17 protein-coding genes are annotated in these 15,377 nt (G+C 71.7%); 5 read left to right on the forward strand and 12 right to left on the reverse strand.

Annotation, left to right across the window (positions count from 1 at the left end; translation table 11 throughout):
• Positions 1 to 8: 8 nt before the first annotated feature.
• The 8 genes from Scani_RS17720 to Scani_RS17750 all read right to left on the reverse strand — a co-directional run bounded on the left by Scani_RS17720 (position 9) and on the right by Scani_RS17750 (position 8,341).
• The gene (locus tag Scani_RS17720; RefSeq protein ID WP_159477032.1) at positions 9 to 1,268 is read right to left on the reverse strand and encodes an amidohydrolase family protein; all 1,260 of its coding nucleotides are present in this window, start codon (positions 1,266 to 1,268) and stop codon (positions 9 to 11) included.
• Positions 1,265 to 1,792, reverse strand: a complete 528-nt coding sequence (locus Scani_RS41780) for a nuclear transport factor 2 family protein (RefSeq protein ID WP_159477035.1) — start codon at positions 1,790 to 1,792, stop codon at positions 1,265 to 1,267. Before Scani_RS41780 ends, Scani_RS17720 begins: the two co-directional genes overlap by 4 nt.
• Positions 1,793 to 1,862: 70 nt before the next feature.
• A complete protein-coding gene (locus Scani_RS17730) occupies positions 1,863 to 2,540 on the reverse strand; it encodes an O-methyltransferase (protein WP_159477038.1) in 678 nt (225 codons plus the stop codon).
• Entirely contained in the window at positions 2,537 to 3,478 is a 942-nt protein-coding gene (locus Scani_RS39980) for a TauD/TfdA family dioxygenase (protein WP_167538115.1), read from the reverse strand. Before Scani_RS39980 ends, Scani_RS17730 begins: the two co-directional genes overlap by 4 nt.
• Complete coding sequence (locus tag Scani_RS39985) at positions 3,475 to 5,043, reverse strand: AMP-binding protein (protein ID WP_167538116.1); 1,569 nt, start codon at positions 5,041 to 5,043, stop codon at positions 3,475 to 3,477. The genes Scani_RS39980 and Scani_RS39985 overlap by 4 nt, the downstream gene beginning before the upstream one ends.
• On the reverse strand, positions 5,030 to 5,680 hold the full coding sequence (locus Scani_RS17740) for a thermostable hemolysin (RefSeq protein ID WP_159477041.1): 651 nt from the start codon (positions 5,678 to 5,680) through the stop codon (positions 5,030 to 5,032). Before Scani_RS17740 ends, Scani_RS39985 begins: the two co-directional genes overlap by 14 nt.
• 29 nt (positions 5,681 to 5,709) lie before the next feature.
• Complete coding sequence (locus tag Scani_RS17745) at positions 5,710 to 6,714, reverse strand: methyltransferase (protein ID WP_159477044.1); 1,005 nt, start codon at positions 6,712 to 6,714, stop codon at positions 5,710 to 5,712.
• 1,015 nt (positions 6,715 to 7,729) lie between these two features.
• Entirely contained in the window at positions 7,730 to 8,341 is a 612-nt protein-coding gene (locus Scani_RS17750; protein ID WP_159477047.1) for a flavodoxin family protein, read from the reverse strand.
• 518 nt (positions 8,342 to 8,859) lie between these two features.
• On the opposite strand from Scani_RS17750, the gene Scani_RS17755 reads away from it, so the two are divergent.
• Positions 8,860 to 9,156: a hypothetical protein gene (locus Scani_RS17755; RefSeq protein ID WP_159477050.1), complete on the forward strand. Its 297-nt coding sequence runs from the start codon at positions 8,860 to 8,862 to the stop codon at positions 9,154 to 9,156.
• A 284-nt stretch (positions 9,157 to 9,440) separates the two neighbouring features.
• On the opposite strand, the gene Scani_RS17760 is transcribed toward Scani_RS17755, so the two are convergent.
• Positions 9,441 to 10,406 (reverse strand): GlxA family transcriptional regulator, encoded by a 966-nt coding sequence (locus Scani_RS17760; RefSeq protein WP_159477053.1) that lies wholly within the window; start codon positions 10,404 to 10,406, stop codon positions 9,441 to 9,443.
• A gap of 113 nt (positions 10,407 to 10,519) precedes the next feature.
• Between Scani_RS17760 and Scani_RS17765 the strand changes: the two genes are divergently transcribed.
• Together Scani_RS17765 and Scani_RS17770 are read left to right on the forward strand one after the other, a co-directional pair.
• Positions 10,520 to 10,816 (forward strand): putative quinol monooxygenase, encoded by a 297-nt coding sequence (locus Scani_RS17765; RefSeq protein WP_159477056.1) that lies wholly within the window; start codon positions 10,520 to 10,522, stop codon positions 10,814 to 10,816.
• A 146-nt stretch (positions 10,817 to 10,962) separates the two neighbouring features.
• Positions 10,963 to 11,274: a DUF4326 domain-containing protein gene (locus Scani_RS17770; protein WP_159477094.1), complete on the forward strand. Its 312-nt coding sequence runs from the start codon at positions 10,963 to 10,965 to the stop codon at positions 11,272 to 11,274.
• A 194-nt stretch (positions 11,275 to 11,468) separates the two neighbouring features.
• On the opposite strand, the gene Scani_RS17775 is transcribed toward Scani_RS17770, so the two are convergent.
• Positions 11,469 to 11,855, reverse strand: a complete 387-nt coding sequence (locus Scani_RS17775) for a DUF3662 domain-containing protein (RefSeq protein WP_246295958.1) — start codon at positions 11,853 to 11,855, stop codon at positions 11,469 to 11,471.
• A 143-nt stretch (positions 11,856 to 11,998) separates the two neighbouring features.
• On the opposite strand from Scani_RS17775, the gene Scani_RS17780 reads away from it, so the two are divergent.
• Positions 11,999 to 12,565: a GNAT family N-acetyltransferase gene (locus tag Scani_RS17780; protein ID WP_246296403.1), complete on the forward strand. Its 567-nt coding sequence runs from the start codon at positions 11,999 to 12,001 to the stop codon at positions 12,563 to 12,565.
• A gap of 158 nt (positions 12,566 to 12,723) precedes the next feature.
• A complete protein-coding gene (locus tag Scani_RS17785; RefSeq protein ID WP_174872718.1) occupies positions 12,724 to 13,164 on the forward strand; it encodes an HIT family protein in 441 nt (146 codons plus the stop codon).
• A 13-nt stretch (positions 13,165 to 13,177) separates the two neighbouring features.
• Here Scani_RS17785 and Scani_RS17790 read toward each other — a convergent pair whose 3' ends face one another.
• Together Scani_RS17790 and Scani_RS17795 are read right to left on the reverse strand one after the other, a co-directional pair.
• On the reverse strand, positions 13,178 to 13,597 hold the full coding sequence (locus Scani_RS17790) for a hypothetical protein (protein WP_159477103.1): 420 nt from the start codon (positions 13,595 to 13,597) through the stop codon (positions 13,178 to 13,180).
• Entirely contained in the window at positions 13,594 to 15,366 is a 1,773-nt protein-coding gene (locus Scani_RS17795) for a hypothetical protein (protein WP_159477106.1), read from the reverse strand. Before Scani_RS17795 ends, Scani_RS17790 begins: the two co-directional genes overlap by 4 nt.
• Positions 15,367 to 15,377 lie beyond the last annotated feature (11 nt).

The following is a 15,377-nucleotide window of genomic DNA, read 5'->3' on the forward strand; positions in this document are numbered from 1 at the left end:
CGAGGGTGTCAGTGGGCCAGCCGGTCGCGCAGGTCCGCTGCCCGGGTCAGCAGCCGCGGCAGCCCGGCGTACTGCAGCTTCCCCTGTCGCTTGGCGATCCGCCCGGCGACCATCACGGTGTCGACATCGGCGCGGTCCATCGACGACACGACGGCCGCGGGAGCGTCGTACACCGGCGCCACTCCGGGCCGGTCGGTCCGCAGCACGATCAGGTCGGCCTGCTTGCCCGGGGTCAGCGAGCCGATGCGATCCGCCATCCCGAGCGCCTCGGCGCCGCCGAGGGTGGCGAACTCCAGGACCTCCCGCACCGTGAGCAAGGGTGCGTCCGGGCCCGCGAGGCCTTGCAGCGCCGCGAAGCGCCCGATCTGGAAAGCCGCCCGCATCTGCGTGAACATATCGTCGGGCGCGGCGACTTCGACGTCCACGCTGAGGCTGGGCCGCAGTCCGGCGGACACCGCCTCGGCGAACGGCGGCAGCCCATGGCCCATGGTCATCTCGATGGCGGGCGCGACCGACAGCGCCCCACCGCTGTCATGGATCAGCCGCAGCTCGCCGGCGTCCATCCCGGTGCCGTGGATGAAGACCGTCCCGGGCCGCAGGACGCCGAGGCGGCGCAGCCGGGAGACCGTACTGCCGCCCCGGATGTGCAGGGCGGTCGGCAGCTCCAGTTCACGCGCCAGGGCCCCGCCGCGACGGATGGTCTCGTCGCTGCCGGCCTCGGCGTTGAGCGCCATGGTCACCAGGCCGTCCTCGGCGTCCAGGCGGCGGGTGCGGACCCGGCGGGCGTCCGGTGCCGTGCCGTGTCCGTAGGCGAAGACGGTGCGCAGCCCGGAGTCGGTGAGCGCATCGAGCAGGGCGTCGGTGTGCTCCTCGGTCGGCTTGTCGACATTGGAGATGTCCTGGACGGTGGTCACCCCCGCGTCCAGCGCGCCCAGCGCACTCAGCAGGTTGCCCAGGTGGAGATCGTCGGCGATGAGCCGGGGTGCCAGGGTGTGCAGTACGGTCGCGAAATACTGGTCGAGGGTCTGGTCGGCGCCGCTGCCGCGCAGCGCCGCCTGCCACATGTGCCGGTGGGTGTCGACGAAGCCGGGGAGCACGAGGCACCCGTGGGCGTCGATGCGCTCGTCCACCCCCGAGGCGTCGATGCCGGGGCGTACGGCGGTGATCCGGCCGTCCTCCACCAGGATGTCGGCGGACGGCAGTTCGCCGAGGGCCGGGTCCATGGTGAGGACCCGGCCACCGGTGACGAGCGTACGAGCGAGGGTCATGCAGTGCCCCACCCCTGGGGCGGTGCCAGGCGGCCCATCTGGAGGTTCCAGTACTCGGTGTTGCGCCGGCAGCGGCCGTCGGCGGCGAAGAGCAGGATGTTGCTCTCCAGGAAGGTGACCCAGTGGTCGCCGTCGGGGTTGATCGCCGGGGCCTTCAGGGTGACCCAGAGTTCGACGGCCGCCCGGTTCCCGGTGACGACAGGGGTGCCGTGACGTCCGGTCATCTCGCTCTGACCTGCGGTGATGTCGCGCCAGTAGCGGCCGATGGCGTCGCGCCCGCGGAAGGTCTGCGCGGGGACGCCGGGCACCGCCTCGTAGACGGCGTCGGGGGTGAACAGCCGGACCGCGGCGGTGTCGTTCTTGGTCCGCCAGGCCTCCAGATAGGCGTCGGTCCAGCGGGAGACGTCGGCGACGGTGAGTCGTCCGGTCCGCTCGGCGGCGTGTGCGGCCGGTGCCGCTGCCGCCAGGGGCAGTGCGGCGAAGCCGGCCCGGAGCAGGGTGCGGCGATGGGTGCGGGGGTTCACGGGTGTTCGGTGCCCTTTCCGTGCGTACGGGATGGCGGACCGGCCGGCGCGAAGGCGGCCGGCGGCGGCGTCAGGCTGTGTCCTGCAGGCGGAGCGAGAATTCGATGCCGTCGCCCAGCGGGAGCTGCTGGGAGAGGTAGCCGTTGCCGGCGGTGCGGACGTGGTCGGTGAACTCGGGCGGCAGCATCGGCAGGTTGTCGGAGACGACCAGGGAGCCGGCCCGCAGGGCGGGTTCGAGCACCTTGAGGACCGGGAGATAGAGCTCCTTCCATCCGTCCAGCAGCACCAGGTCGACCGGGCCGGGAAGGGTGGCGAGCTGCTCGCGGGCCTCGCCGGTCCTGATCTCGGCGTAGGCGTCGAGCCCCGCGCGCTCCAGGTGGCCGCGGGCACGGTCGGCCTTGCCGGGGTGCAGCTCGGAGCCGATGATGCGGCCGCCGCCATTGTCGCGCAGCGCCGCGGCCGCATAGAGCGTCGAAGCGCCGAAGGAGGTGCCGAATTCCACCACGAGGGCAGGCCGCAGACTCCGTACGAGCTGGTACAGGAAGGTGCCGACCTCGGGGTGCACGGGCAGCGCGGCCTGGGCACACAGGTCGGCGGCCTCCTCGGCGGTGGGCGGCTGCGGCCAGTCGGCCGCGGTGGCGTAGGCGCGCTTCATCACGTCCGGATCGTTGTGCTCGGCGGTGCGGGCGATCTCGTCCAGGACGGTGGTCACCCGCGTGTCGTCGAGCCCGGTGGGGGTGGCGGTCATCGCTGGGCCCTCCCGTCCCGCACGGCGGCCAGCAGCGCGGGGTCGAGGTAGCTCTGGGCGTTGTAGATGGTCCGGTCGGTGTCGAGGATCTCGCGCCGGCCGTGCATCACCCGGGTGTTGTCGATCAACGCCAGGTCACCGTCCTGCCAGTCCAGTTCCTCGGTGAGTGCGGTGGTGAGCCGGCGGAATTCGGCGAGGAGCTCCTCGGGGATGTCGGTGCCGTCGGCGAAGGTGATGTGCGGGGCCTCGTAGTTGTACGAGGGACCGAAGATGCTGTTGGCCCAGGAGAGGCGGCTGCCGAAGAGCGTGGCGTGGGCGGCGCCGGTGCGGAAGGCGTAGTGGAGGGAGCCGTCGTCGTTCAGCTGGAGGGTGGTCGACACATTCCCGCCCACCAGCTCCTTCATATCGGCGAAGGTGATGTCGTCGAGCTTCTTACGGCCCTCGGTCTGGTGGCAGACGAAGGCCTTCCACTGGGGCTCCTCCACCCGGCGGCTGTACATGATGTCCTTGACGCCGAAGACCGCGCGGGCGCTGTCGCTCGCCGCGTCCCAGACGCGGTAGCCGTCGCAGACGGTGGTCTGCGAGCCGCTGGCCGCGGCCTTCTCGCACAGGAACCAGGTGAGGTCGGGTCCGAAGGGGCTGTTGCCGTTCTCCAGGTGGAGGCCGACGGCGCCGGTGCCCGCATCCACCTTCTGCGCGACCTCACCGCCGTGGAAGGAGCGGGCCGGGTCGAGGGTGATCCGGCTGGAGTGCGCCTTCACGAACGAGGTGAACTCCTCCAGGTCGGTGCGGAAGCCGCGGAAGAGCAGGAAGCCGGCGTCGGCGAGCAGTCCGGTGACCCAGGCGGGGTCCATCGCACGGAGCGAGCTGTCGCCGGCGGGTTGCACGAGCCGGCCGGTGGCGGTGCCGTAGGGCCGGACGTCAGCGGTCGTGGTCATGCGTCAGCTCCTTGGTGGTCGTACAGCGTTCCGTCGGACAGGGCGGTGCGGACGGCCGCCCGCATGGGCCTGCCGGTGACGGTGAAGAACCTGCGGTAGAGGCGCTCGTCGGCGACGGCGAGGTGCGGGACGGCGACCCGCTCGACCTCGGAGAGGTGCGCCTCGCCGAACTCCCGGAGGGCCTCCTCGGCCGCCGCGAGGTCGGTGGACCCGTCGACGAGGAAGAGCCCGTGGAGGACGGTGAGCCCGTCGCCGACCACCGCCACGGCGCGGACGAACGGAAGCCGGGCGTATTGCGCCTCGACCCACTCGGGGGCCACGTTGCGGCCCGCCGCGGTGATGATGACGTTCTTCTTGCGCCCGGTGATGCTGAGGAACCCCTCCGCGTCGACCTGGGCCAGGTCGCCGGTGCGGAGCCAGCCGTCGTCGGTGAGGACGAGGCTGGAGGGGTCGTCACGGGTGTAGCCGGCGAACAGCGAGGTGCTGTTGACCAGGAGTTCACCGTCGTCGGCGATCTTGACGCGGACGTGCGGCAGCGGGCGGCCCACGGTGCCCAGGCGGCGGGCGGCCGGGGTGTTCCAGCTGACCACGGAGCTGTTCTCGGACAGTCCGTACCCCTCGTGGACGGGAAGGCCGTGCTCCTCCAGGCGACGCAGCAGCTCGGGGTGCACGGGCGCACCGCCGCAGCAGATGAGCGGCGCGTCGGGCGTCCCGAACAGGTCCGCCGCCACCGCCCGTCCGCGGTCCGCGGCCTCGTCGGCGGCGGTGGCGAAGGCGTCGACGAGCGCGGGTGTGGCGACCATCGCGGTCGGGCGGGACGCCGCCACATACGGCAGGGCGTCGGCGGCGGCCGCCGCCGCGGTGCCGACCAGCGCCTTGCCCGGGGGCATCAGGACGAGCGTCCCGCCGTCGAGCAGGACCATGTAGAGGCCGGTGACCTGCTCGATGAGCAGGCTGAACGGGACGAGCGAGAGATAGCGGGTGAAGGCCCCGCGGGGCATCACCGACCGCAGCGATCCCAGCAGTTCGTTCAGCGCCGCCGCCCGGATCCGCACGCCCTTGGGCCGCGAGGTCGTACCGGAGGTGTGGATGACCTTGCACTCCCAGTCCGTCCCGGCGTCGGCCGGCCGCAGTACCAACGGCGCGGGCGGGACGGGCTCGTCCGCGGACAGCGGCAGCACCGTGCAGTCCGGGCGCAGGACCCGGTCCCTCCCCCACTGCGTCAGCCGCTCCTGCCCGGCCGCGTCCGCCAGGCACAGGTCCGTCTCCTCCAGCAGACCGGCGGCCTGTTCGGCGGAGAAGGCGAGCGGGACCGGCACCTCGATGGCGCATGCGGCGATCAGCGCCAGGTCGGCGATGACGAATTCGGGGGTGTTGCCGCAGACCACGCCGATGCGCAGCGGCCGGCCGTCCCCCTGGCCGATCCGTTCGGCGAGGTCCGCGGCCCGGCGCGTGACCTCCTGGTAGCTGAGGGTCCGTGCCGGGACGCCGTCCTCCCCCAGCACCTCGATCAGCGGGCGCGCCGACTCGCCGAACCCGACCAGGCTCTCCCTAATGGCCCGCATGGCCGGCCACCTCCATGGCGCTGATGCTCAGTTGGAGGTCGGTGACGGAGTAGCGCCCGGTGGTGTCGGAGAACAGCCGGTCCAGGGCGTTCAGCGCGATGACGCCGACCTGCGGCTCATGGTCGTAGTACGAGCCCCAGCGCGCCGCCTCGTCGGGAGACAGCCGGCCGGGGTCGGCGGGCCCGAACGGCACGAAGCAGATGCCGGTACGGCCCAGCATCGTGATCAGGCTCCGGGTGACGGTGCACAGGATGTACTCCATGCCCAGGCACCAGGAGATGATCGGGGTGGCTCTGATCAGTTCGCGGCCGACCGAGGCGCGGCGGGTGGCCAGTGCCCCCACCTCCACCACCCGCCTGCGGTCCACCGTGACCCCGAGATGGGCCAGTGCCGCGTCCTCGATTCCGGTGTCGAGGTACCGCTCGGAGAACAGCTCCTGGTCCCGGCCGAAGGTGAGCCCCGCGCAGGCCAGTGGCGGGCAGGGCTCCGCCGCCCCGCCGCAGGCCGGCCGGGCGACGATGAACGAGTCGGGCCGGGGCGCCACTTCGGCGCCATATGCCTGGGCGTACACCTCACGAGCGAGGTCCGCGGCGTCCAGCCATGCGCTGGTCGCCCGGTGTGCCAGATCGATCTGCACGGTGCTCCCCCCTTCCCCGGCCGCCGGCTTTACTTGGTGCCGACGACCAGAGATACGGATGAGGGCAGTGCGATGCGCTCGACGGTCTTCAGGCCCGCCCCGGTGAGCCATCCGGAGATCTCCGGCAGGCTGTAGGTGCGGTCGCCGGAGCAGGCGTACATCGCGAGCGAGAACGCCGCGTTGTGCTCGTCGAGCTGCTCGCCGCGGACGTCTTCCAGCACCACGATCCGGCCGCCGGGCCGCAGCGCCTCGGCGGCCCGCGCGATCAGGTCCCGGTTCTCCTCGTCGGTGTGGTTGTGCACGATCTCGAAGAGGAAGACCACGTCGTATCCGGTGCCGAGGTCGCCACTGAGGAAGCTGCCGCGCTGCAGGCCGATCCGGTCGGCCAGCCCCGCCTCGGTGATCGCGGCGCCGGTGTCGGCGAGCGCCTCGGGCAGGTCGAGGATGGTCGCGGACAGCTCGGGGTGGCGCCGGCACATGGCCATCGAGTGCAGTCCGTGCGAACCTCCCAGGTCCAGGAGGCGCCGCGCTCCTTCGGGCAGCGGGACGGCGTCGACGATGGCCTCCACGGTCAGCCGCGACTTGACCCGCATGTACGCGGAGAAGTCCCGCCCGGCCTCGGGGTTGTCGGCCCAGCGCTCCCACAGCGACTGGGCCGGCTTGCCGTCCCGTACGGCCTGCGGCAGTTCCCACATGACATTGGTGAGTTCGTACGCCCACAGCAGCGCGGGGGTGAAGTCGTATTCGGCGTTCTTGCCCAGCCAGCGTTCGGCGAGCGGACCGTTGCGGTAGCGCCCGTCCTCCAGGGTGAGCCAGCCCAGCACCGCGGCGACGTCGGCCACCGCGCGGGTGCCGTCGGTGCCGGCCCCGATCGCCGTGGCCAGCTCGTCGAGGGTCTTGGGGCCGTCCTGCTCCAGGGTGGCGAAGATGCCGAGCTTGGCGGCGGAGGTGAGGGCCGCGTAGCGGATGGTGGAACCGATCACCTCGTCGATCGGGTTGCCCGCCAGCTCGGCGTCGGTGGTGGTCTTGAACATGGCTGATCTCCTCGGGATGGCAGGTGACAACGGCTGCGCGGGCGGCACGCGGCCGGGGCATGCCGTGCCCGCGGGGGCACGGTGAAGGTGATGGGACTGCCGAACGGGGACGAGCTTCAGCCGGCCGGGACCGGGGAGCGGATACGCACGAGGGCGATGCGGCTCCGGCCGCGCCACGAGGGCGAGGGAGGTGCTCCACGCCGTGACGGCCGTGGTGCGACACCCGAGGGGCGGGCCCACCGGGTCGTGTGCGGTTTCGTGTTCCGGTTCGCGTACCGGTGTGCCTTCCGGCCGCGACGCCCGGTGTCCGCGCCCCGGCCCGTGACGGCGTCGGCGGAACCGGCCGCCCGGGCCTCGCGGTTCACGGGGCGCCGGGCCACGCGCCCCCGCCGGCTTCGTGGAGAGGAGGCCGGTGCGGAGCCGGACGACGGTGTTCTCACGTCCTCGGCCGGTGGGGCGGTCAAGAAGGAACGGTTCGGTGGCGAGCCGGGTGGTCAGGTGTGACGGAGCAGTGCGGCGGGCCCTCACGGCCGCGCGGAATGCGCCGGATGCGGCCGGCCCCGGACGGGGAGTGCCCGGCGGGGCCCCTGAGACGACATCGGGATCCGCCGAGGGATCCACGACCGCCGCTCCGGCCGGAGTCGAGCGGCTGACGCCATAGTAGATTCCACTCGCCGGACCGGTCGCCGGGGAGTCGCCGTCGGTGCAGGCGAGCCGGGTGCGGGCCCGGGGGGCTCGACCCCGAGGATCCCGCAGCAGCAGGCGTTGCCACGAACGGAGTTGCGCGCACCGCCGACACCGACGGCCGCAGCGGGGCCGGACGCGACGCCCCCGCTGGTGCGGCGCGAGCCGCGGGGCCGGGTGCGTCAGCCGCCCCGCCACGGGCGTGACGGCGGAGCACTTCGCCGCGGGCCACTTCGGACCGCGCGTCCGCGGCCGGCGCCACGTGACATCGACGGCTGTTCATCGGGTCCCCCTCCCCGGTCGCAGCTGCCTCGCTACAAGCTGACGAAGGTCAGGCGGAGACCTCGTCGAACCCGACGGCCGCGCGGCCGGCCCGGTGCACATGGGCGGTCTCGGCGATCCGTCGGCCCAGCGCCTCCGCGGTCCGCAGGTCGCTGGCGCAAGGGGTGACATCGGGCCCCTCGTCGTTGTTCGACTGGGACATGGCGCCCAGCCAGCTGCCGAGCCGGTTGATGTCCTCGGGGCTCCCGGAGGAGGTGTTCCAGCCTCCGTACTCGGCGAGACCGACCCAGATCATGCCGTGCTGGGCGGCGAACAGCGCGATGTCGATCAGCGCGTTGAGCTTGTCCCCCGCCATGTTGCCGCTGTTGGTGAACCCGCCCGCGATCTTGTTCTTCCAGCGCATGTTGTCGCCCCAGACCTGGCTGGTGGCCTCGACGAACGCGCGGAACACGGCGCTGCTGCCGCCCATGTAGGTCGGCGTGCCGAAGATCAGGGCGTCGGACTCCTGCAGCACCTCCCACAGTTCGTCGTTCAGCTCGGCGAGGGAGACCAGGCGCACCTGAGTGTCGGGAACCTTCTCCGCGCCGGCCGCGACGGCCGCCGCCTGCTTTGCGGTGTGGCCGTATCCACTGTGGTACGCCACCGCAACCTTGATCTGCATGCTTCTCCCCCACCCGGGACCAATACGATGTTTAGCTTTCACTAAAGCTGTCCAGAAAGCTTTAGGTGCTGGTTACGCTATCCATGCCCGCGCTCTCAAGGCAAGCACCTCCGGACAACACCCTGAAAAGAACAGGTAAACCGGCAGGTCGGAATAGTTCACCCGGCCACCTCCACTTCTTCGGCCGAGCGAGCCGGACGCCCCGTCATCAGGACCGCCGTGACCGCGACTTCGCCCCAGGCGGCGAAAACGGACGTCGTGACACACTTCGCGATCAGGCGCACGGGGCTCGTCGATGAATACGACGGTTCGTCAAATAGATTTTGAGTCACGCCAGTTCATGCCCTCAAGACGGTCGGTGAGACGTGCGGCCCCGCGAGAGCGAAGACGGCAGCCCCCTCCCCACACTTCAATGTGACTCAGGTCACATAAGTGCGTGTCATACGGCGAAGCGGCCTTATCCGTATGCAGAGTGACGGGCCCACAAGGGGCCCGCCGCTACGGGGAAAGGACATCACGTGCGTAACAGGCGAATTCTCACCACTGCGCTCGCGGCCGCCGCACTCACGGTCATCGGCCTCGGAGGCGCCGCCCAGGCCCACGCCACCACCGGAGCCGAGGCCGCACCGGCCGCCTTCCACGCCCAGGCCAAGCCGATGGACGGCCCGCCCGGAACCGTGTGGACCGGCAAGAAGTTCTGGACGCTCGGCGGCTGCCAGGCCGCGGGCACCGACCTGGTCAGCAGCGGCAAGTGGGCCGACCCCTTCTGCGACGGCGGAGGTCTCCAGTGGGACCTGTGGGCCCGACCCCTCTAAACCGTCCGCCGCTTCCGGCAACTGACGGGTAGTCGCAGGCAGCAAGCCCGAACCGGGCGGTCCGTTCCCACGCCGATTCTCGGCGAGGGGGTGGGACGGCCGCCCGGTCGGTCACCGTGGGGAGACGGCCGGTCGGTCACGGGGGGCCGTCCGGTCGGCACTCACGGGGGGGCGGGAGGCCGGTCGGTCGCGGGGGAACGGCCGACTGGCCCGGGGGGACGGCCGCCCGGTCGGTCAGGGTGACGGCGGGGCGGCCGGGGGGCAGGACGGCAGGGAGCGTACGGTCACACGTCCGGGCCGCGGAAGGTCCCCACCGTCCTGCCCGTGAGCCGGCGCAGCAGGACGCGGAGGGTGTTGGCATGTTCGTAGCCCACCTTGCGGGCGATGGACTCCAAGGACAGTTCGGTGGTCCGCAGCAGATGTGACGCCTGCTCCACCCGGACGTCCTGCACAAAGCGCACCGGGGAGGTGCCCAGGGTCCGTTGCACCGTGCGCTGCAGGGTGCGCTCGCTGACGCCCAGCGCGTGGGCGGCCTCGCTGATGCTGATCGGCTGGTCGAGACGGGCGCGGACCCAGCGTTCGAAGGCCGATACCAGGGGGTCGCTCTGGGCGAGGGCGCTGGGGATGGTGTACGCCGACTGGGAGGGGCGCTCGTCGACCACCAGATAGCGGGCCACCAGATCCGCCAGCGCGGGGCTGCTCATCCGGACGACGGCGAGCGCCAGGTCGACATGACCGAAGGCGGCACCGGCCGTGGTGACCCCGTCCGAGGTGATCACCATGCGGGTCTGGTCGACCTCCACCGCGGGGTAGCGGGTGCGGAAGACCGGTGCCAGCCACCAACTCGTGGTCGCCCGCCGCCCGTCCAGCACGCCGGACTCCGCCAGCAGAAACGTGCCGGTACAGGCCGAGGCAACGGGGGTGTGGTTCTCCCGTGTGGTCGCCAGCAGCCGTCGCATCGGGGCGGACGCGGTGCCCGAGACATGTTCGACGAGGGAGTCGGGGCGCCGCTCGGCGAGTGCCGGCACCAGCAGCAGATCCGCCTCCGCCGCCGCGCTCACCGGAACGGTGCTCACGAGGTGTCCCGCCCCCGTGCGCACCCGGCGGCGGAACCCGATCGTGGTGACCTGCCAGGCGGGCGGCGGCTCCGGCAGTTCCTCGCGCATCGCGTTGGCACCGTCGAGCACGTCGAGGATCGCCGCGAGCCCGGAGTCGAAGACGCCGTCGTAGGCCAGCACTGCCACATCCATGTCGGAAACGCTATCAGGAGCGTCGTTTACGACACTGTCGTGCATACGCCGTCCCACCGTACGTTCGGTGTGTGCCCAGCTCAGGGCACACACCGACACGAGGAGTCACGCATATGAAGATCGGTCTGCTGGCACGCATCGAGGCGCAGCCGGAGTACGCCGAGCAGGTCGCGGCACTGCTGGGCGATGCGCTGGAACTCGCGCGGCAGGAGGAGCACACCGTCACTTGGTTCGCGTTCCGCGAGGACGCCACCACCTTCGGGGTCTTCGACACCTTCCGCGACGAGGAGGGCCGGACCGGCCATCTCCAGGGCCGGATCGCCGCGGCGCTGACAGAAGCGGCGGGGACCATGCTGCGCTCGGCGCCCGACATCCGTCCCGTGGATCTGCTGGCGGTCAAGCTGCCCTGAGGCGACAGCCGCCCAGGACACCGACCGCAGGAGAACGACACATGACACGGTCCACGGACATCCCGCACGGTGCCCGCGCGCGAGGCGATCTCGACCTGCGCGGTCATCGCGCTGCCGGATGTGGTGGACGGCGTGAGGATGAAGGCATGGAACGCACGACGGTCGTCAATCTCAAGGGCCACCGCGACGACCCCGAGTACGCCGACGTGGTCTATGTCGGGCGTGCGATGAACCGGGGCGGCTGGCATCTCGCGGCGTCGCCACTGGCCAGTCCGTTCCGTCCGGGCCGGGACGGGACGCGCGCGGAGATCCTGGCGAAGTACCGCGCGCATCTGCTGGAGCGCCCCGATCTGCTCGCGCTCCTGCCCGAGCTGCGCGGACGCCGGCTCGGCTGCTGGTGTCTCCCGGAGCCCTGCCACGCGCAGGTGATCGCCGAACTGGCCGACGCGGAGGAGTAAGGAGGTCGGCCGGCGGGTCGGAATCCGACAGGGAGGGGCCGGGCCCGAACGGGCCCGGCCCCTCCCTCTCCCCCCGGCAATGCGGCTTGAGCAGACCGGGCGGGTGCGCGTCGGGCAGACGTTCCGGTCCCCCCGGCAGGAGACGTTCCGGTCCGCCCCAGCAGATCCGCCGGATCAGAAGGAACCGGCCCTGGTCACATTCCTCGGGGCCCGGCGGCACCGGCGGGAATGTGTGCGAGAGCCGCACTCGATATGCGGTACCGGCCGTTCGGCACCTCGCCGACAGTGACGTGAACGGTGAGCGGACCCGCCCATTCGTATCCGCGCTCGGCGGCGTGCCGGGCCAGCACATCGGTCAGATGCCACCCCACCTGCCCACCGCGTGCGGCCAGTTCATCGTGCACCCCCTTCGCGAGCTCGACGGTGTAGTCATTCGGCACGAGGACGCGACTCTGGCTGCAGACGACCGCATGCTCGTCGCACTCCTCCCGCAGCGCGTCGAGCAGCTGGACCGGGTCGGTCCGGAAGACCTTGGCCAGCAGCGCGCTCTCGCATTCCTCCACCACACGTTCCCAACGCATCAGCCATCCCATGGAGATCGTCTGCCCTGGGGCAGGGGGCACATGCAGGGCGGAGTCCCGTAAAGGCGAGTTGCCGGCCGGTCGGCAACAGGAAAACCCTTGGCCCCCCTCGCCCGGACACCCACAATGAGCGGGTGCCGATCATGACTTTCCCGGAAGCCGATGTGCCGCCCGCGCTGCGTACGCAGGTGGCGGAGCTGCAGGACGAGGCCTGGCCCCCGGATGCCCCTGCGGCACCCGGCACGGTCACCCACGACCCGGCCCTGCAACCGGTGTCGATGCTGCTCGTCGACGGTGCCACGGTGCTGGCCGCCCTCGACATCCTCACCAAGCAGTTCGTGCACGGCGGCGAGCGCTATCGGGCCGCGGGGCTGAGCACGGTGGTGACCCGGGGCACGGCCCGCGGTCAGGGTCACGGTCGCCGTCTGGTGGCGGCGGCCCACGAAGCGATGGCAGCCATGGGCCTGGACCTCGGCCTGTTCACCTGCGACCGGCCGCTCCAGCCCTTCTACGAGAGCGCGGGCTGGCACCAGCTGCCCGGCGCGGTGCTCATCGGCGGTACGCCGTCGTCCCCGTTCCCCAGCGACCGCCCCGGCTTCGACAAGGTCACCATGGCCGACTTCTTCTCGCCCCGGGGCCGGCGGCATCGTGCCGCCTTTCCGCACTCCCGCATCGAGTTGTACCCGGGCGAGATCGACAAGCTGTGGTGACGAGGGCCCGCTCGGACGGCGACGGCGGCAGCGGCAGCATTGCCAACAGCGCAGTCAAATGTCCGGAATGAGGCGAAGACGCCCCTGGGTGGATTCCATGGTCGATTATTGATGCAGCAGACGTGCGCCCGACGGCGCCGGCCCCGTGCGGAGGATTCATGGTCAGTCATGGGGAGTTCCGCGAGATGACCGGTGACGCGCCGGGCTCCTGCCCGCGCCTTCCGCGCGCTCCCCGGAGGACTCAGCGGCCCGGGTGCCCCTTCTGCCTCATCGTCCTGGGCGGGGCGCCGGCCACCGTGCTGCGCGAGTGGCCGGAGACCATCGCCATCCGGCCCCGCCACGGCGGTGTCACCGACGGACATGTGCTGGTCATCCCGCGGGTGCATGTCGCCGATGTCGCCGAGGACCCGGAGGTGTCCGCGACCACGATGCTGCGCGCCGCCGAACTCGCGGGAGAGGCCGGCGACTGCAATGTGATCACCTCACGCGGTCCGTCGGCCACGCAGACCGTCCGTCACCTTCATCTCCACGTCGTCCCGCGCGCCGACGGCGACGGCCTGCTGCTGCCGTGGACCGTCGCCCGGCCCGCGGGAAGCTGACGCTCTCCCGCGTTCAGGCGAGGAAGATGACCGTCACGGTGTCGATGGCGACCAGGACTCCGTAGGAGAGCAGCATGGTCCCGGACAGTGCCACGGCACGCCACGGCACGGGGTCGCCGTACTGCTCGACGTCCATCGTGAACGGCATCACCGGTGGGGCCTGGCGGTCGGCGACCTTTTCGTAGAGGGTGCGGAACCTCCGCTCCTGACGGAGGTAGTAGCTGTCGAGCAGCCAGAAGCCCGCCGCCAGCGCCAGGGCGACCGCGGCCGTCTTCCAGCTCGGGCCGCGGGTGGCGACCGCAATGAAGGCACCGCTGACGGTCATGGCCCAACTCTTGACGAGGAAGGACGTATTGGCATGGCGGGCGATCACGGCCTGGAGGAACTCCAGGTGTTTCACTTCCTCCGGAGCGAAGCGCGGTGGCGCGGTCATCGCGCCGTTCCCCCTTCCGCATGCGGCGGGCTCTCCGGGGTGGTGGGACGGGACTCCTCGGAGGGTGCCGTCGCGGGCGCGCCGGGTGCCGGGTCGGCCTCGGATATCGGAGTGGTCGCGTCGGGTATTCCCGTCTGGCCGGATACGGGCGGGCGGTCGGGCACCCGGGCCTCGTCGGACGTGCGGGAGCCGTCGGGATGGGGAGCCGCATCGGGCGCCAGCCCCTCCCCGGCGGCCCGGGACTCGCCGGCCACCTGGGCCTTCCCGGGGACCTGGACCTCGCTGGGGGCCGGGGCCTCGCTGGGGGCCGGGGCTTCGCTGGGGCTCTGGGCCTCCCCGGGCTCCCCGGCTTCCCGCCCGCTGCCTGAGCCCCGATCACCACCGGATGCCTCCGCGTCGATCTGCTCTGCGGGTCGTTGCTGCCTGGGTGCCGCTCGGAACTGTCCGTTCAGGTCATCGGCGATGCCGTTGAGGCGGTCCTCCAGCGGTTCGGGGGCGTAGCGTTCCAAAACGGTGCAGGCGCGATCGAGGAGTTCGAGACGGGCCCGGGGCGGGGTGGGACGGGTGGGCGCCCGGTCGTCGGCGGTCGGGGCGGCGCCGTTGCGTACCGATGGGGGGTACGGCCAGGCGGGCATGGTGAGCGGAAAGTCGTAGCGGCCGGCCACGCCGGTGCGGGCGCGCTCCTCGACGATGCGGATGCATGCCTCTTCGAGCGTGCGGTGGGCGTCGCTCGCCGCCGCCTCGACGGTGGACTGCAGCCGCCACCAGGTCTCGGTGTGCCCCACCAGCCTGCGTCGTGCCTCCCTCAGCAGCTCCCGGCCGCGCTTCTCCGCGGCGACGACGGACCGTTCGGCCTCCCGGTCGCTGTCGGCGCAGGGGTTGTGGGCGAGCACCTTGACCACGATCGCGGCGGTGCTGAGCACCAGGGTGAGGATGACGACCGCGCTCTGGTCCGGTGCCAGGTCCACGTGCTCGCGCACCGCGTCGGCCGCGCGCATCCGGGCCCAGATGCCCACCATCGTGAGGATGGCCACGGTGAAGAGCACCGGGCCGGCCGCGTTCGGCCAGGGCAGTTCGCCGGCTTTGCGCCGCTCCGTATGCGGGCTCCTGGGCCAGACCGCCTCGCGCAGGGCGGCGAGCGGTCCGCGGCGGGTCCGCTCCAGTGTGCGGGCGGTCCGGGTGCGCCGCCGGAAGACGGATTCGGCCAGCAGGCTGCCCGCGGCAAGGAGGCAGACGGCGACGCCGAATCCGGGCAAGTACGCCAAATAGTAAGCGAGTTGGCCCGTGCCGAGTCCGAAGAACCGCTGCATCAGGGTGCCGATGAACATCGTGTCGAAGGCGACCCCGGCGACCAGGGTGGGCCACAGCAGACGCCGCCAGAGCACCGGACGGCGGCGCAGGCTTTCCGGTCCGTCGTCCGCGTGCCGGGCGTGCAGTTCCCCGACGTGCTCCTGGGCCCGCTGGGACGACCTGGCGACGGTGAACCGCTCGGCCGCTTCGATGGTGGTCCGCGCCTCCTGGAAGGTGCGGGCGACTTCGGTCGCCGCGCTGCCGAGCCCCGGCTGCGCCGCGGTCAGCACGGTGTTGGCGTCGGTGAAGGCCCGCATGAGGGCGGCCTGTTCCCGGTTGTCGGTCTGGTCCGCCGGCCGGGAGGACGGTCGCTTCTTGATGTCCAGTTCCACGAAGGCGGGGTCCTGGCCGGCGCAGTCGACCGCCGCCTGATAGCGCGCGGCCGGCCCTGTCCGGTGCTTTCCGTTGGTGGTGTTCATCGCTGCCCGCC

The organism is Streptomyces caniferus, assembly GCF_009811555.1.
Classification (GTDB): Bacteria; Actinomycetota; Actinomycetes; order Streptomycetales; family Streptomycetaceae; genus Streptomyces; species Streptomyces caniferus.

Coding starts and splice junctions, on each gene's coding strand:
- Scani_RS17775 (WP_246295958.1), bottom strand. CDS start 11,855: ATGCGTTGGGAACGTGTGGTGGAGGAATGCGAGAGCGCGCTGCTGGCC.
- Scani_RS17730 (WP_159477038.1), bottom strand. CDS start 2,540: ATGACCGCCACCCCCACCGGGCTCGACGACACGCGGGTGACCACCGTC.
- Scani_RS17770 (WP_159477094.1), top strand. CDS start 10,963: ATGGAACGCACGACGGTCGTCAATCTCAAGGGCCACCGCGACGACCCC.
- Scani_RS17790 (WP_159477103.1), bottom strand. CDS start 13,597: ATGACCGCGCCACCGCGCTTCGCTCCGGAGGAAGTGAAACACCTGGAG.
- Scani_RS17765 (WP_159477056.1), top strand. CDS start 10,520: ATGAAGATCGGTCTGCTGGCACGCATCGAGGCGCAGCCGGAGTACGCC.
- Scani_RS17720 (WP_159477032.1), bottom strand. CDS start 1,268: ATGACCCTCGCTCGTACGCTCGTCACCGGTGGCCGGGTCCTCACCATG.
- Scani_RS39980 (WP_167538115.1), bottom strand. CDS start 3,478: ATGACCACGACCGCTGACGTCCGGCCCTACGGCACCGCCACCGGCCGG.
- Scani_RS17785 (WP_174872718.1), top strand. CDS start 12,724: ATGGTCAGTCATGGGGAGTTCCGCGAGATGACCGGTGACGCGCCGGGC.
- Scani_RS39985 (WP_167538116.1), bottom strand. CDS start 5,043: ATGCGGGCCATTAGGGAGAGCCTGGTCGGGTTCGGCGAGTCGGCGCGC.
- Scani_RS17745 (WP_159477044.1), bottom strand. CDS start 6,714: ATGTTCAAGACCACCACCGACGCCGAGCTGGCGGGCAACCCGATCGAC.
- Scani_RS17795 (WP_159477106.1), bottom strand. CDS start 15,366: ATGAACACCACCAACGGAAAGCACCGGACAGGGCCGGCCGCGCGCTAT.
- Scani_RS17780 (WP_246296403.1), top strand. CDS start 11,999: ATGACTTTCCCGGAAGCCGATGTGCCGCCCGCGCTGCGTACGCAGGTG.
- Scani_RS17750 (WP_159477047.1), bottom strand. CDS start 8,341: ATGCAGATCAAGGTTGCGGTGGCGTACCACAGTGGATACGGCCACACC.
- Scani_RS17760 (WP_159477053.1), bottom strand. CDS start 10,406: ATGGATGTGGCAGTGCTGGCCTACGACGGCGTCTTCGACTCCGGGCTC.